This is a genomic window from Achromobacter sp. CSND-B12, assembly GCF_052906545.1.
Map to the genome: position 1 here is coordinate 548939 of NZ_JBREGJ010000001.1, position 14632 is coordinate 563570.

16 protein-coding genes are annotated in these 14632 nt (G+C 68.1%); 6 read left to right on the top strand and 10 right to left on the bottom strand.

What is annotated here, in order from left to right:
• Positions 1–25 precede the first annotated feature (25 nt).
• Positions 26–1066, bottom strand: a complete 1041-nt coding sequence (locus ACUTAG_RS02465; RefSeq protein ID WP_446649969.1) for a metal-dependent hydrolase — start codon at positions 1064–1066, stop codon at positions 26–28.
• Positions 1067–1171: 105 nt separating this feature from the next.
• On the opposite strand from ACUTAG_RS02465, the gene ACUTAG_RS02470 reads away from it, so the two are divergent.
• The 3 genes from ACUTAG_RS02470 (at position 1172) to ACUTAG_RS02480 (ending at position 3104) form a co-directional block, all read left to right on the top strand.
• On the top strand, positions 1172–1810 hold the full coding sequence (locus tag ACUTAG_RS02470) for a DedA family protein (RefSeq protein ID WP_006383956.1): 639 nt from the start codon (positions 1172–1174) through the stop codon (positions 1808–1810).
• A gap of 11 nt (positions 1811–1821) precedes the next feature.
• Positions 1822–2358 (top strand): hypothetical protein, encoded by a 537-nt coding sequence (locus tag ACUTAG_RS02475; RefSeq protein WP_054485228.1) that lies wholly within the window; start codon positions 1822–1824, stop codon positions 2356–2358.
• Between the two features lie 95 nt (positions 2359–2453).
• Positions 2454–3104: a dUTPase gene (locus ACUTAG_RS02480; protein WP_026384480.1), complete on the top strand. Its 651-nt coding sequence runs from the start codon at positions 2454–2456 to the stop codon at positions 3102–3104.
• A 68-nt stretch (positions 3105–3172) separates the two neighbouring features.
• On the opposite strand, the gene ACUTAG_RS02485 is transcribed toward ACUTAG_RS02480, so the two are convergent.
• The 7 genes from ACUTAG_RS02485 to ACUTAG_RS02515 all read right to left on the bottom strand — a co-directional run bounded on the left by ACUTAG_RS02485 (position 3173) and on the right by ACUTAG_RS02515 (position 9756).
• Complete coding sequence (locus tag ACUTAG_RS02485) at positions 3173–4285, bottom strand: NADH:flavin oxidoreductase/NADH oxidase (RefSeq protein WP_020928421.1); 1113 nt, start codon at positions 4283–4285, stop codon at positions 3173–3175.
• Positions 4286–4414: 129 nt separating this feature from the next.
• Positions 4415–5185 carry an ectoine/hydroxyectoine ABC transporter ATP-binding protein EhuA gene (gene ehuA / locus ACUTAG_RS02490; protein ID WP_020928422.1) on the bottom strand — a complete coding sequence of 257 codons (771 nt, stop codon included), beginning with the start codon at positions 5183–5185 and terminating at the stop codon, positions 4415–4417.
• Positions 5182–5853 (bottom strand): ectoine/hydroxyectoine ABC transporter permease subunit EhuD, encoded by a 672-nt coding sequence (gene ehuD, locus ACUTAG_RS02495; RefSeq protein ID WP_006383962.1) that lies wholly within the window; start codon positions 5851–5853, stop codon positions 5182–5184. The genes ehuA and ehuD overlap by 4 nt, the downstream gene beginning before the upstream one ends.
• Complete coding sequence (gene ehuC / locus ACUTAG_RS02500; RefSeq protein WP_006383963.1) at positions 5850–6503, bottom strand: ectoine/hydroxyectoine ABC transporter permease subunit EhuC; 654 nt, start codon at positions 6501–6503, stop codon at positions 5850–5852. Before ehuC ends, ehuD begins: the two co-directional genes overlap by 4 nt.
• A 9-nt stretch (positions 6504–6512) precedes the next feature.
• Positions 6513–7424: an ectoine/hydroxyectoine ABC transporter substrate-binding protein EhuB gene (gene ehuB / locus ACUTAG_RS02505; RefSeq protein ID WP_047991190.1), complete on the bottom strand. Its 912-nt coding sequence runs from the start codon at positions 7422–7424 to the stop codon at positions 6513–6515.
• 177 nt (positions 7425–7601) lie between these two features.
• A complete protein-coding gene (locus ACUTAG_RS02510; RefSeq protein ID WP_006383965.1) occupies positions 7602–8774 on the bottom strand; it encodes an ABC transporter substrate-binding protein in 1173 nt (390 codons plus the stop codon).
• Positions 8775–8811: 37 nt separating this feature from the next.
• Positions 8812–9756: an ornithine cyclodeaminase family protein gene (locus tag ACUTAG_RS02515; RefSeq protein WP_076469123.1), complete on the bottom strand. Its 945-nt coding sequence runs from the start codon at positions 9754–9756 to the stop codon at positions 8812–8814.
• A 249-nt stretch (positions 9757–10005) separates the two neighbouring features.
• Between ACUTAG_RS02515 and ACUTAG_RS02520 the strand changes: the two genes are divergently transcribed.
• The gene (locus ACUTAG_RS02520) at positions 10006–10431 is read left to right on the top strand and encodes an OsmC family protein (RefSeq protein ID WP_006383967.1); all 426 of its coding nucleotides are present in this window, start codon (positions 10006–10008) and stop codon (positions 10429–10431) included.
• A gap of 124 nt (positions 10432–10555) precedes the next feature.
• On the top strand, positions 10556–11845 hold the full coding sequence (locus ACUTAG_RS02525; RefSeq protein WP_446649970.1) for an Nramp family divalent metal transporter: 1290 nt from the start codon (positions 10556–10558) through the stop codon (positions 11843–11845).
• 3 nt (positions 11846–11848) lie between these two features.
• On the opposite strand, the gene ACUTAG_RS02530 is transcribed toward ACUTAG_RS02525, so the two are convergent.
• A complete protein-coding gene (locus ACUTAG_RS02530) occupies positions 11849–12898 on the bottom strand; it encodes an LLM class oxidoreductase (protein WP_006383969.1) in 1050 nt (349 codons plus the stop codon).
• 25 nt (positions 12899–12923) lie between these two features.
• A complete protein-coding gene (locus ACUTAG_RS02535; RefSeq protein ID WP_024069524.1) occupies positions 12924–13547 on the bottom strand; it encodes a glutathione S-transferase family protein in 624 nt (207 codons plus the stop codon).
• A gap of 177 nt (positions 13548–13724) precedes the next feature.
• On the opposite strand from ACUTAG_RS02535, the gene ACUTAG_RS02540 reads away from it, so the two are divergent.
• Positions 13725–14609 (top strand): LysR substrate-binding domain-containing protein, encoded by an 885-nt coding sequence (locus ACUTAG_RS02540; protein WP_024069525.1) that lies wholly within the window; start codon positions 13725–13727, stop codon positions 14607–14609.
• Positions 14610–14632: the final 23 nt, after the last annotated feature.

Here is a 14632-nt window from a genome sequence, read left to right on the forward strand (position 1 = left end):
TCCTGATGGCGCCGATCGGCGCGCTCTAGCGCGTCGCGGTCTCGGCCCATTGCGCCAGCGGCAGCGGTGGTTGCGCGTGCAGGATGCGTCCCAGCACCAGTTTGAACTCCGCCCAGCCGCCACGGTCGCCCGGCCAGCTGGACGGGGTCACCGGCCGCCAGCCGCCGCCGGCCTGCCGCTCGGCCATCTTGAAGCGGAAGTTGTAGTGCCCGGCCACGCCCATGCGCAGGTCGGTCACCACCAGCGCATCGCCCACGGCGTCATAGCGCAGCCAATCATCGGTGAACCAGCGCAGGCGCTGCAGCAGCGGCATATCGGCCAGCGCCTGTCCCAGTTCCGGGTTGAGCGGCAGGCGCAGCCATTCCGGCGGCTCGCGGTCGAACCAGCTGCTGACGGCCTCGTAGTAATGGCCGTCGGGCGTCTTGGCGACGACGCGCCACAGCAAGGTATTGAGCGGCATGGGAATGGCCCGCAGCTCGGTAATGGCGATGCCCTGCGCCTGCATCGCATCGCGCACCCGGTGTTCGGCGGCGATGCGGCCGGCGAGCCCGAACCCGAGGTAGGCGGTGCTGAAGATCAGCGCCCCGGCCAGGAAGCGGCGGGCGTTGCGGGTCATGCCGACGATCACCGCGTACACCGCCCCCAACAGCAATGGCACGGTATAGACGGGGTCGATGATGAAGATGGCCGACCAGCTTTCCGGGATCGATGGCAATGGCCAGAACAGCTGCGTGCCATAGACGGTGAAAGCATCCAGCAGCGGATGCGTCACCAATACCAGCCACAGGGTCAGGAACAGCCGCCCCGCGCTGTATTGGGCCTGCGGCCAGTACTTGCGTATCAACCATGTCAGCAGCGCCGCCAGGCCGGTCAACACGAAGATCGAATGCGAGAAGCCCCGGTGGTAGGTCATCAGCGAGACCGGATCCGGGTAGCGCATCAGTACGTCCAGGTCCGGCACGGTGGCCAGCGCCGCGCCGTAGATGAGCGCCCGCCGCCCCTGCACGCGCCCCAGCAGCGCCCCCTGTATGCCCGCGCCCAGCACGGCTTGTGTAACCGAATCCATAGAACTCCGACGATAGCCTTCTGTGGCACGCCGCTTTCACGCGGCGTCCACAATGCAGGCGTTAAGATACCCGATTGCGTTCAGCTAATTTTCAACTTCCGCCTCATGGACCAATACATCGACAAGATCGGCGTGCTGATCGAGACCAACCAGGCCTGGGCCGGCCCCATCACCTTCCTGCTGACGCTGGGAGAATCGATGGTGCTGCTGGGCCTGTTCATTCCCGCCACCGCGCTGATGCTGCTGACCGGCGGCCTGATCGGCGCCGGCACGCTGGATCCGTGGAGCATCATGGCATGGGGCATCGCCGGCGCCATCGTCGGCGATGCGCTGTCCTACGGGCTGGGGCGCTGGGCCGGCCCCAACGTGCTGCGGCGCTGGCCGCTCAAGCAGCAGCGTACCGCCGTGGCACGGGCGCGCCTGTTCTTCTACCGCTATGGCTTCGCCTCGGTGCTGGTCGGCCGCTTCCTGGGACCGATCCGCTCGACCATCCCCACGGTGGCCGGCGTCATGGGGATGGCCCACGGCCGCTTCCAGATGGCCAACGTGCTGTCGGCGATCCTGTGGATGCCGCTGATGCTGGCGCCCGGCTACATCACCGCGCGCAGCCTGGGCGCGGCCGAAAACGCGCAACAGATCGCCATGATGATCGGCGCGGGACTCTCGGTGCTGCTAGGATGCGGACTCCTGGTCGCGATGATGCGCAAACGCCGGCAGCCGGCGCGCATCCGTCGCGGCAATTAGCGGAGAACAGCATGGCCATCGACATGGAGCCGAAGAACGGCGACTTCGCGCGCTACATCGAAAACCTGTCGCGCGCGGGCGGCGCCACGCCCGGACGGGTGCCGAGCAAGGCCGAGACCAGGCGCCAAGCGACCGCGCCGGTCGCCACGCCCACGCCGGCGCCCGCCCCGAGCCCGGGATCCCTGAATGACCTGGCCTGGGGCAAGACGGCGCCGCCGCAATCGCACCGCGCCGACAGCGTGCCGCCCACCGTCGCCCCGGGCCAGACCGAAGCCGAAGCGGTCTCGCTGGCCAAGCGCGCGCGCCAGCGCAAGCAGGGCATCTTCCTGACCATCGCCGGCGCCGTGGCCGGCTGGGCCGCCGTCAACGTCGCCTTCAAGGCGCTGCACGCGCCGCGCTTCGACCTGGACGACTTCATGCCGGCGGTGTTCCTGGGCTTTTTCGCGCTGATGCTGTTCAAGGCGGCCAGCGGCGCGCGCGACCCGCGCAAGCGACCGCTGGAAAAGCTGCCGCCGCTCAAGACCTCGTCGTACCGCAAGGACGGCTGAAGCGGCCCGGCCTCGGCGGCAATGGTGCTAACATTTCCGCCGCCCTCGCATAGACCCCATGAATACCCGGAGTGAAAGTGAATAACGTTGTCGGATTGAACCAGGCCCAGGCGGCCACGATGCTGAAGCTGCAAGGCGACCTGAACAGCATGATCAATCCGGACTGGATCAACGGCGGCGCCAGCTTCCTGCGCGCCGCCTTCGTCGAATCGGCCGAGGCCCTGGAACACTACGGCTGGAAGTGGTGGAAGAAGCAGACCATCGACCTGCCCCAGGTGCAGATGGAACTGGTCGACATCCTGCATTTCTACCTGTCGCACACCATCGTGCAGGCCAAGGGCGATGTCAACGCCGCCGCCGCCGCGCTGGTGGCCGACCTGGCCGGCCCCGCCTCGATCACGCTGGACGGCAAGAGCTACGCGCTGGCCAGCCTGAACGTGCCCGAACTGCTCGAACTGATCGGCGGCCTGGCGGTGTGCGGCCGCGCCAGCTTCAAGCTGCTCGAGCAGAGCATGACCGCCTGCGAAATGAGCTGGAACGATGCCTATACCCAGTACGTTTCCAAGAACGTGCTGAACATCTTCCGCCAGCAACATGGCTACAAGGAAGGCACCTACATCAAGATCTGGAACGGCGAGGAAGACAACGTGGTGCTGGCGCGCCTGCTGGCGCAGCACGACGCCGCCCGCGCCGACTTCGCTGACGTCCTGCACCGCGAACTGGAAGCGGCCTATTCGCGCCTCTAGGCGCGCACGGTCCTCCCATGAAAAACGCCGCATCACGCGGCGTTTTTTGCTTGGACGACGGTCGCGCGCTAGCGCTGGCCGAAGCGCGTCTCGCCGAACAGTTCCTTCAGCTCGCGCGGCTGCGACCGCCAGTACTGGCGCGGCGCGGCGACCTGCCCGCCCAGTTGCGCGGCGGCATGCCAGGGCCAGCGCGGGTCGTACAGCATGCCGCGGGCCAGCGCCACCATGTCGGCCTGCCCTTGCGCCAGGATGTCCTCGGCCTGCTGCGCCTCGGTGATCAGGCCCACCGTGATGGTGGGCAGGCCGACCGCGCGCTTGATGGCGTCGGCGAACGGCACCTGGTAGTTCGGCGCCACCGGGATCTTCTGCAATGGCGAAACGCCGCCGCTGGAGACGTCGATGAACTCACAGCCCAATTCCTTGAGCCGCAGCGCGAACGCCTCGGTCTGCGCCGGATCCCAGCCGCCCTCGACCCAATCCGTGGCCGATACCCGCACGCCCAACGCCACCGACGAAGGCGTCACCTCGCGCACCGCGCGGAATACTTCCAGCGGGAAGCGCATGCGGTTTTCCAGCGAGCCGCCGTAGTTGTCGTCGCGCTGATTGGCTAGCGGCGACAGGAACTGGTGCAGCAGATAGCCATGGGCCGCATGCAGCTCGATGGCGTCGAAACCCAGGCGGATGGCGCGGCGAGCGCTGTCGACGAAGGCGTCGCGCACCCGCGCCAGGCCGGCCGCGTCGAGCGCGCGCGGCGCCGGCTCGGACGCCTTGTGCGGCAGCGCCGACGGCGCCCAGCCCTGCCAGCCGCCCTGCTCCGGCGGCACCAGTTGGCCGCCCTCCCAGGGCGCATGGCTCGACGCCTTGCGGCCGGCGTGACCAAGCTGGATGCCGAGCTTGATGGGCGAATAACGGCGCACCGCCTGCACCACGCGGCCCAGCGCGGCCTCGGTCTCGTCGGACCAGAGGCCCAGGTCACCCGGGGAGATGCGGCCGTCGGCCTCGACCGCGGTGGCTTCGGTGAACAGCAGCGCCGCGCCCGACAGCGCCAGGTGGCCCAGGTGGATCATGTGCCAATCGGTGGCGCGGCCCTCGTCGGCCGAGTACTCGCACATGGGCGCGATGACGATGCGGTTGGCCAGTTCGACATTGCCGACTGACGTGGGACTGAAAAGATGACTCATTCGTAAGGCTCCGGGCGATGGACGCGGATGCACAGCATAGCGCCGGCATCCGCCCGCGCGGCCAATCCCGACGCCCGCGTGTGGATTTAAGGCGGGACGAGGCCCGCCCTTTACCTTTATTACCGCGGCTTATTGCCCCTCGATCACGCTGTCCAGGAACTGGCGCGTGCGCGCTTCCTTGGGCGCACTGAACAGCGTCTGCGATTCGGCGTCCTCGACGATGTTGCCTTCGTCGAAGAACAGCGTGCGGTCCGAACTGCGTTCGGCGAACTTCATCTGGTGCGTGACGATGATCATGGTCATGCTCTTGCGCGCCGACAGGTCGCGCAGGATCTGCAGGATGCCGCCCACCAGCTCCGGGTCGAGCGCCGAGGTGACCTCGTCGAACAGCATGATCTCCGGGCACATCGCCAGCGCGCGGGCGATGCCGACGCGCTGCTTCTGGCCGCCCGACAACTGCGCCGGGTAGACGTCGAGCTTGTCGCCCAGCCCCACCATCTCCAGGTATTCCACCGCGCGCTCGCGGGCCTGGTCGCGCGACAGCCCCAGCACGTGCACCGGCGCCTCCATGGCGTTGCCCAGCGCCGTCATGTGCGGGAACAGGTTGAAGTGCTGGAACACCATGCCGATCTTGCCGCGCACCTTGCGCAGGTGCTCGGAATTGGGGCCGGCCGGGCGGCCCTGGGCGTCGGTCCACATCGGCTCGCCATCGATCTCGATCTCGCCGCTGCTGGGCTGGTCCAGCGTCATCAACACGCGCAGCAGGGTCGACTTGCCGGAGCCGGACGGCCCGATCACGGCCACCGTCTGGCCCGCCGGAATCTCCAGGTTGATGCCCTTGAGTACCTCCAGCTCGCCATAGCGCTTGTGCAGGTTCTTGATGGTGATGCTGGAACTCATCGCTTTCCTCCATATCGTTGCAGGCGGGCCTCCAGGCCGCGCACACCCCAGGCCGCGATCAGGCTCAACGCCAGGAACAGCACGCCGACCAGCGTCAGGGGCTCGGTGTAGCGGAAGGTGGTGGAGCCGATCATCTTGCTCTGCTGCAGCAGCTCGACCACCGTGATCGCCGACAGCAGCGGCGTGTCCTTGAACATGGCCACCAGGTAGTTGCCCAGCGCCGGCACCACCGGCGGGATCGCCTGCGGCAGCACCACGCCCACGGCCGTGCGCCACGGCGACATGTTCAGCGCCCGCGCCGCTTCCAGTTGGCCGCGCGGCACCGCCTCGATGCCGGCGCGGTAGACCTCGGCGCAATAGGTGGCGTAGTGCAGCCCGAGCGCCACGATGCCGGTCGCCAGGGGCGACATCTGCACCCCGGTCAGGGGCAGCACGTAGAACAGGAAATACATCTGCACCAGCAGCGGCGTGCTGCGCACGAACTCGATCACGAAGGCCGTGGGCAAGGACAGCAGCGCCAGGCGCGAACGCCGCAGCAGCGCCAGCGCCAGGCCGAGCGTCACGGCCACCAGCATGCCCAGCACCGTGGCCTGGATGGTGATGACCAGCGCCGAACCCAGCGTGGGCAGGATCTCCAGCGCGAAGGACCAGTCGAATATCGGTTTCATCGGACGCGGACCCTCCGTTCAAGCAGGCGCACGCCGGCGGTGATGAGCAGCGCCACCGCGAAATACAGCAGCAGCATGAGCGTGAAGATCTCGGTGGTGCGCAGGGTTTCGCTGCGCAGCAGTTGGCCGCGGAAGGTCAGGTCGGTGATGGTGATGAGCGACACCAGCGCGGTGTTCTTGAGCAGTTCGATCAGCAGGTTGCCGGCCGGCGGCAGCATGGCCGGAATGGCCTGCGGCACCACGATGCGGCGCATGATCTGGCCACGCGTCAGGTTCAGGGCCACGCCGGCCTCGCGCTGGCCCGGCGGCACCGCGCGGATCGCGCCGCGCACCACCTCGGCGCCATAGGCGCCGGCATTGAGCGCCAGCACCACGATGCCCACCAGCATGGCCGGCAGTTGCACGCCGAACAGCGGCAGCACGAAATAGAACCAGAACAGTTGCACCAGCGCCGACGTGCCGCGGAACACCTCGACGTAGATCGACGCCAGCCAGCGCACGGGGCGCACGGTCGACAGGCGCCCCACCCCGGCCACCAGCGCCAGCGGCACCGCCAGCACCACGGCGCCCGCCATGATCTCCAGCGTCACCGCCAGGCCTTCCAGCAGTGGCGGCACCAGCTCGGCGATATGTTCGGATATGAGCTGCATCGGCGCCCCCTAGTTCGCGGCGCAGAGCTTGGCGGCCGTGACGTCCTTGGGCAGTTCCTCGGGCGTGAAGCCGAACGGCGCCACCAGTTTCTTGTGTTCCTCGGTGCCGATGAACTTGGCCAGCTCGGCATTGAAGGCATCTGCAAAGGCCTTGTCGTCCGTGCGGAAGGCATAGGCGCCGTAGCCGCGCACGCCCTTGCCGTCGATCACCGGATCGGTGAACGGCTCGGCCTTCTCCAGGCCGCTGCCGGCGTCGGTCTTGCCCATCAGGTCGTTGACCGTCAATGCCGTGGCCGCGTAGGCGTCGGCGCGGCCGGCCTGCACGCCGGACAGCGCGCTGACCGCATCCGGGAACACCACGATCTGGCCGGCGGGCACCTTGACCTTGGCGGCGTATTCGGCCTCGATGGCGCCGACCACCACGCCCAGCTTGGCGTCGGGGTTCTTCACCACGTCCTCGTAGCTGTGCAGGTTCTTTGGGTTGCCCTGCTTGACCAGGAACGCCTGGCCCACGCCATAGGTCGGGTTCGAGAACGCCACCTGGCCGCAGCGCTCCGGCGTGACGTACATGCCGGCCGCGATGATGTCGAAGCGCTTGGCCTGCAGGCCGGGGATCAGCGAGCCGAATTCGGTCAGCACGCCTTCGACCTCGTTGATGCCCATGCGCTTGAGCACTACCCGGGCGATTTCCACCGATTCACCGGTGACCTTGGCCTCCTTGCTGTCCATGAAGGCGAACGGCGCTTCGTTGGCGTAACCGATACGGATCTTGCCGGCCGCCTTGGCGGCTTCCAGCGTGCTGGCGCCGGCGGCGGGCGCGCTGGCCCCCTGGACGGGCTTGTCCGAACCGGAGTCTGAGCAGGCTGCCAGCAGGCCCAGGCCCAGGGCCAGCAGGACGCGGCGGGTGCGTTGGACGATCATGGTTTTTTCTCCCTGATTTATTTCTAGGTACATCGCTTCGCTAAAAATGATACGACATTAAATCATTTCACCTCTAATGATATGGACGAAAAAAAGCAGGCCGAAGCCTGCTTTTCCCTATCTCCACCCTATGGCGGGTGAAAACTCGTTACGAAGGGTAGACGACTATGTCGTCCCCTATTTCTGTGCCGGGGCCGCCTCCGCATACGAGAATTTGCCGTTGCGCACCACGCCCATGACGCGGGCCCGTTCGTCGAAGCCCTGGTGGTTGTCCTTGGAAATATTGAGCACGCCGTTGGGCACGACCAGGTCGCGGGTGCTTTCCAGGGCGTCGCGCAGCGCGGCGCGGAACTCCGGGGTGCCGGGCTTGGCGCCGGTCTTGAGGGCGCGCGCCACGGCCGAATCCAGCAGCATCCAGGCGCCGTAGGCGTCGCCGGCGAACTGCGTCAGGGTGTTGGCGCCATACTGACGCTCGTACTTGTCGGCGAAGTCCACCGCCACCTTCTTGACCGGGTTCGAGTCGGGCAGCTCGCGCGCCACCACGCCCGGGCCCGTGGGGAACAGCGTGCCTTCGACATCGCGCCCGCCCACCTGCAGGAATTCCAGCGTGCCGATGCCGTGGGTCTGGTAGATGGCGCCGGTGTAGCCCCGTTCGAGCAGCGTCTTCTGCGGCAGCGCCGACGGCGTGCCGGCGCCGGCGATCAGCACGGCATCGGGCTTGGCGGCGATCACCTTGAGCACCTGGCCCACCACCGACGCGTCGGTGCGCTGGAAGCGTTCCTGCGCCACGACCTTGACGTCGTTGCCGGCGGCCGCGGAGAACTCCTTCCACCAGCTGTCGCCGTAGGAATCGGCGAAGCCGATGAAGGCCACATTCTTGAAGCCCTTTTTCTTCATGTCCTCGACCAGCACGGTCGCCATCAGCGAATCGTTCTGCGGCATCTTGAAGGCCCAGGCGCGCTTGGGGTCGGACAGCGGCTCGACGATCACGCTGGAGGCCGCCAGGGCGATCATCGGCGTGCGGGTCTCGGCCAGCACGTCCAGCGCGGCCAGCGCCGCGGCGGTGGTGTTGGGACCGACGATGGCGTCGACCTTGTCTTCCGAGGTCAGCTTGCGCAGGTTCTTGACCGCGCGGCTGACGTCCGTGCCGTCGTCCAGCACCACGTAGCGCGCCGGCTCGCCGCCCAGCGTGCTGGGCCACAGGCGGATGGCGTTGTTGGTCTGGATGCCGATCGCCGCGGCCGGGCCGGTGGTGGAGACATCCACGCCGATCACGATCTCGGCTTGGACGGACAGGGCGGGAACCGCCAGCGCGACAGCGCAGGCGTAGCGAAGGAAGAAACGGGACATGACGACAGCTCGCAGGATGGAAAAACAGCGGATGGCGTTATTTTGCCTGACCGCTGCAGGCCTCGTAGACCAGCGCGGCCAGCGTCAGGTCCTCCAGCGCGCTGCCGACGGCCTTGAACACCGTCACTTCGCTCGCCTGCGTGCGGCCGGGCGCGCGTCCCAGCACCAGGTCGGTGAGATTGCCGCGGATCTCGTCGCGGGCCAGCACGCCGGCCTCGAACGCGGCCAGCAGGTCGCCCGCCTTGGTGGGCGCCTCGTCCGTGTCCACGTAGACCGTGGTGCCGTCGAAGCAGGCGGTGTCGGTCTCGATCATGTCGGGCTTGAAGCTGCCGATCAGGTCCAGGTGCGTGCCCGGGCGCAGCCAGTCGCCGCGCACCAGCGGCACGGTCGACAACGTCGCGCAGCTGACGATGTCGGCCTGGCGCACGGCCTGTTCCAGGTCGACGGTGCTGCTGGCGTCGAAGCCCCGCTCGCGCAGCGCCGCCGCCAGCGCTTCGGCGCCGGCCGGACGCACGTTCCAGACCCACACCTTGTCGATCGGCCGCACCGTGCGCATGGCCTGCGCCACCAGCCCGGCAATGCGTCCCGAGCCGACGATGGTCAGCACCCGCGCATCCTCCCGCGCCAGGTAGGACGCGCCCAGCGCCGCCGCGCCGGCGGTGCGGAACACCGTCACCAGGTCGCCGTCCACCTGCGCCAGCGGCACGCCGGTGCGCGCGCTGTACAGGTTGTAGGTGGCATGCAAGCCGGGCAGCGACTGGCGCGTGTTCTCGGGAAAGATGTTGATGACCTTGACGCCGAAATACCCCTGCTCGTTCCAGGCCGGCATGATCAGCGTGGTGCCGTGCGCGCCGCCCGACTCGATGGCGTGGACGTGGCGCGGGGGCACGTGGGCGCCCTGGCGGAACGCCTCGCGCAAGGCCGGGATCGCCGCGTCGAACGACAATGCGCGGCGGGTTTGTTCGGTGTCGATCACTACCATCTGTATCCAATGCCTGTTCGGGTTGAGCCAGGGGCGAAGTGTGACGGCGCCACGCGGCGCTGGCAAGGCGGCGCAAGCGGCGGTTACATCGGCTTGCCGGATGCGGGCGCCAGGCAGGCGACGCCCCGGCGCGCGCGCCGTATCATGGTCCGTGCCCCTTCCGGCAACGCGCGCCGCCGCCAGGCGGACCGCGCTCTCCCCCAACCGGACGCGTCCGTCGCGGGCGCGTTCCCTCAACAGGAGTCACGCATGAAGAAAACCGCAACCGCCGCCTGGTCGGGCGATCTGAAAACGGGCAAGGGTACGATTTCCACGCAGAGCGGCGCGCTCAAGAACCAGCCCTACGGCTTCAATACGCGCTTCGGCGACACCCCGGGCACCAATCCCGAAGAACTGCTCGGCGCCGCGCACGCCGGCTGCTTCACCATGGCGCTGTCCAACATCCTGGGCGAAGCCGGCCTGACGGCGCAAAGCCTGGACACCAAGGCCGAGGTCACGCTCGACAAGGTCGAGGGGGGCTTTGCCATCACCGCCGTCCACCTGACCGTGGAAGCAGTGATTCCCGGCGCCAGCGCCCAGGCCTTCGAGGACGCCGCGCGCAAGGCCGAAAAGGGTTGCCCGGTCTCCAAGGTGCTCAACGCCAAGATCACCATGGACGCCAAGCTCAAGGCCTGAACGGCCGCGGCCGGCCCGCGGCACGGGCGGCGCCATTGGCCCGCCCTATCCCGCGCTTGCTGAAAATCAATTTGACGGTCATGCCCGAGAAATGGAAAATGAGAACCATTCTCAGGAAATCACCATGACCCGATTCATCTACGCGATTTCAGGCGGCAATGCGGCCTACGGCCAGGACGCCCAGGTCACCGCCAACCTGCGCCGCGTGGTCGGCTCCGGCATCCTGGTGGCGGTGGGCTACATCGATCCGGGCAACTGGGCCACCGACATCGCCGGCGGCAGCGGCTTCGGCTACGGCCTGCTGCTGGTGGTGATCGCATCGGCGATCCTGGCGCTGGGCTTCCAGGTGCTGGTCTCGCGCCTGGCGCTGGTCACCGGCGAAGACCTGGCCACCCTCACCGCCCGCCACCTGTCGCCGCGCACCGCCAAGGCGGCCTGGCTGGCCGGCGAGGCCGCCATCCTGGCCACCGCGCTGGCCGAACTCATCGGCGGCGCCATCGCGCTGCGCCTGCTGTTCAACCTGCCGCTGCTGGGCGGCGTGGCCGTCACCGGCGTCGGCACCTTCGCCGTGCTGGCCCTGACGCGCGGCAACGCCGACCGCCACGAGCGCGTCATCGCCGTGCTGCTGTCGATCGTGGCGGCCTCGTTCGTGTTCCTCCTGTTCAAGGCCAATCCCGCCTGGACCGACGTCGCCCACGGCATGGCGCGCACCGGGCAGGCACTGCGCGATCCGCAGGGCTTCCTGATCGCGCTGGGCATCCTGGGCGCGACCCTGATGCCGCACAACCTCTACCTGCACTCCGGTTCGCTGGCGCAACGCGCCCGCGTGCTGCCGGCCGACGCGCGCGACCTGGCCATGCGCGTGGCGCGCAACGACACCGTGCTGTCGCTGGGCGTGGCCATGCTGATCAACTCGGCCATCATGATCGTCGCCGCGGCCTCGCTGTCCGGCTCCGGCATCATCGTCTCCAGCCTGGACGACGCCCATGCCGTGATCGGCCAGACTTTCGGCATCGGCGCCGCCATCGTGTTCGCGATCGCGCTGTACGCGGCGGGCCAAAGCTCCACCATCACCGGCGTGCTGGCCGGCCGCATGCTGTCGCAAGGCTTCCAGATCAACAGCGGCTGGTCCGACCGCCGCCGCGCGCTGGCCACGCGGCTGATCGCCGGCGCCGTGGCCGCCGCCCTGCTGGCCTTCACCGGCGGCCAGGACCCGGACCAGTTGCTGGTGCTGAGCCAGGTCATCCTGAGCCTGGCCCTGCCTTTCGCGCTGGGTCCGCTGGTGGTGCTGGCCCGCCGCAGGCAGGTGATGGGCCGCCACGTATTGCGCGGCGCCTGGGCCTGGGCGGCCGTGGTCGCCACCGTTGGCATCATCCTGCTGGACGGCTACCTGCTGGTGGACATGGTGCTGTGATCCTCACCAGCGGCCGTCGCGCGGGGCCGGCCCCGGCAGCGACGGAAAATGCGGCAGCACTTCCTCGGCCAGCTCATGGATGATCTCGGCCGCCGGCCGTTCCGAGAACTGGATGCCCAGGGCCACGTGGTTCACCCCGGCGGCCTGCCACTCCCGCAACAACGCGATCAAGCCGTTCCTGCCCGTGCGCAACACGAAGCCGCCCTGCAGCGGCGTGCGCGGATGGTCGGGGTCGTCGACCAGATCCAGCCACTCGTTGGTCATGTGCGGCCGGAAACCGCCGTCCGGTATGCCCTGGCGCCAGATGCGGATCTTGTCGGCAAGCCGCGCCGGCCCGCTCTTGTCGTGCGACGGGCCGGGATAGCTCAACCAGCCGTCCGCATGTTCGCTGATCCACGCCGGCGACTGGCCGGAGCCGCCCGTCACCATCAGCGGGATCACGCCCGTTGCCGGCTTGGGCAGCAACAGCGTGCCGCTCAGGGTGCGGCCCAACGGCGATTCGATGGTGCCGCCCGCGCTGCCCAGCAGCCGCCGGAAGTACGCCACCGCATCGCGGAAGCGCTCGGCCCGCTGCTCGTGTTCGATGCCATAGGCCGGAAACTCCGAGGGCCGGTCGCCCGAGGCGATGCCCATCACCAGCCGGCCGCCCGACAACTGGTCGATGGTGGCGGCGGCCTTGGCCAGGTCGATCGGATGGCGCAACGAGAAAATGGCGCTGCCGGTGGCCAGCGCGATCGAACGGGTTCGGGCCGCCAGGAACGACAGGTAGGTGAAGGGATCGAACACCTGTCCGGCATCGCCGAAGCCCAGGTCCATCAAGGGCACGTCCCGTACCCAGACGGCGGCAAAGCCGAGCCGGTCGATCTCGGTCACGAGCTCCGACTGCCCCGCCAGCACCTGCATGTCGCCGTTGTAGAAGCGCAGCGGCAGGAACATGCCGAGGGTGAGCTGGCCGGGCGCGAACATGCGGCAATAACCCGGATGGGCGGCGAACGCTGGCGCGGAAGCGCCGGTGGGGATGGATACGGAGGACGTCGTGGTGGATTCAAGCATTTTGCGTTTCCATGATTGAGCAGGTTCAGGCGCCGACGGCCGGCGCGGGCAAGGTGACGCCACGCTGGACCGCCGGCCGGGCGGCGATGCGTTCATGCCACGCGCTCAAATGGGCGTGGGCGCTGAAATCGAAGCCGACGATGCGGGCGATATGGGTCCAGCCGAAGTGCGCGATATCGGCAATCGAATAGTCTTCGCCCGCGACATGGGAATGCCGCGCCAGCTGCCCGTCGAGCACGCCGAACGCGGCGTCGCACAGGCCGCGGTAGCGTTCGATCGCCTCGGGCTGCGGGGTGGCGGAGAAAATCTCGAAGTGCACGCGCTGGCCGATGATGGGACCGACGCTGGCCGCATGGAACATCAGCCACTGGATCGCTTGCCAGCGCGCCGGGGGATCGATCGGCAACAACTGGCGCGTCTTGTCGGCCAGGTACAGCAGGATCGCCGCCGACTCGAACAGGGTGATGCCGGTGGCATGGTCGACCAGCACCGGGATGCGGCCGTGCGGATTGAGCCGCAGGAATGCCGGCCGCCGGTTTTCCCCCGCGTCGATATGCACGTGCCTGAGGGTATAGGGCAGGCCCAGTTCCTCCAGCGCGATGGTGATCTTGAAACCATTGGGGGAGCTGTCGGTATACAGGTCGATCATGGCTGTGCCCCGACCTGGACAGGCTGCCGGACACGGGTTGCAGGGGTCATCAAAGCGATCCTCTCGGTTTAGTTTTCGTGGCGTCGGAAATTCAAACCGACCGCGCCATGATGGCAACAAGCTCCTATAATCAGAAGCGATGATTTCTGCCCTCATTCTTTAGAAAAACTAAACTCGATGTCCTCCGTCCCGCTCCAGACCCTGCGCACCTTCGTCGAAGTCGGCCAACGCGGCAGCATCAAGGCCGCGGCCCAGGCGCTGCACGTCACCCCGGGCGCGATCAGCCAGCAGATCCGCCTGCTGGAAGACCGCGTCGGCCTGGCGCTGTTCACCCGCGAACGCCAGGGCCTGCGCCTGACGCCGGCCGGCGCCACGCTGCATCCCGCCCTGTTGCAGGCCTTCGCGCAGATCGACCAGGCCATGGCGGCGCTGGAGGCCAGCAAGGGGCAACACACGCTGACCATCAGCACGGTCGCCACCTTCGCCGCCTCGTGGCTGGTGCCGCGGCTGGGCGCGTTCAAGCAATTGCATCCGGGAATCGAGATCCGCGTGGAGGCGACCTCGGCATTGACCGACCTGCGCCGCGACCGGGTCGATGTCGCCCTGCGCCACGGCCTGGGCGACTACCCCGGACTGGAAAGCGTGCGCCTGATGGCGCCGGTGCTGGTGCCCGTGGCCAGTCCGCAACTGGTCGCGCCGGGCGCGATCCGCGAACCCGCCGACTGCCTGGATTACCCGCTATTGCATGACTCGGACCGCGCCGACTGGCCGCTGTGGCTGGCGGCCAGCGGCGTGGCGGCGGATGCCCGCGCCGAACGCGGCAATGCCTTCGAGGATGACTTCCTGCTGATCCGCGCGGCGGAGTCCGGCCAGGGGCTGGCCCTGGTGCCGCAGCAGTACGCGCAGCAGGAGATCGCCGCCGGCCGGCTGGCGCAGGTGCTGGACAAGCCGTGGCCGGCGCGATTCGCCTACTACGCCGTCACCGTGCCGGGCGCGGCCGAACGGCCGGAAGTCAGGGCCTTCCTGGATTGGATCATCGACGCCGCGGCGGGCACGGCCTGAAGGCTGTCGGGCATAAAAAAACG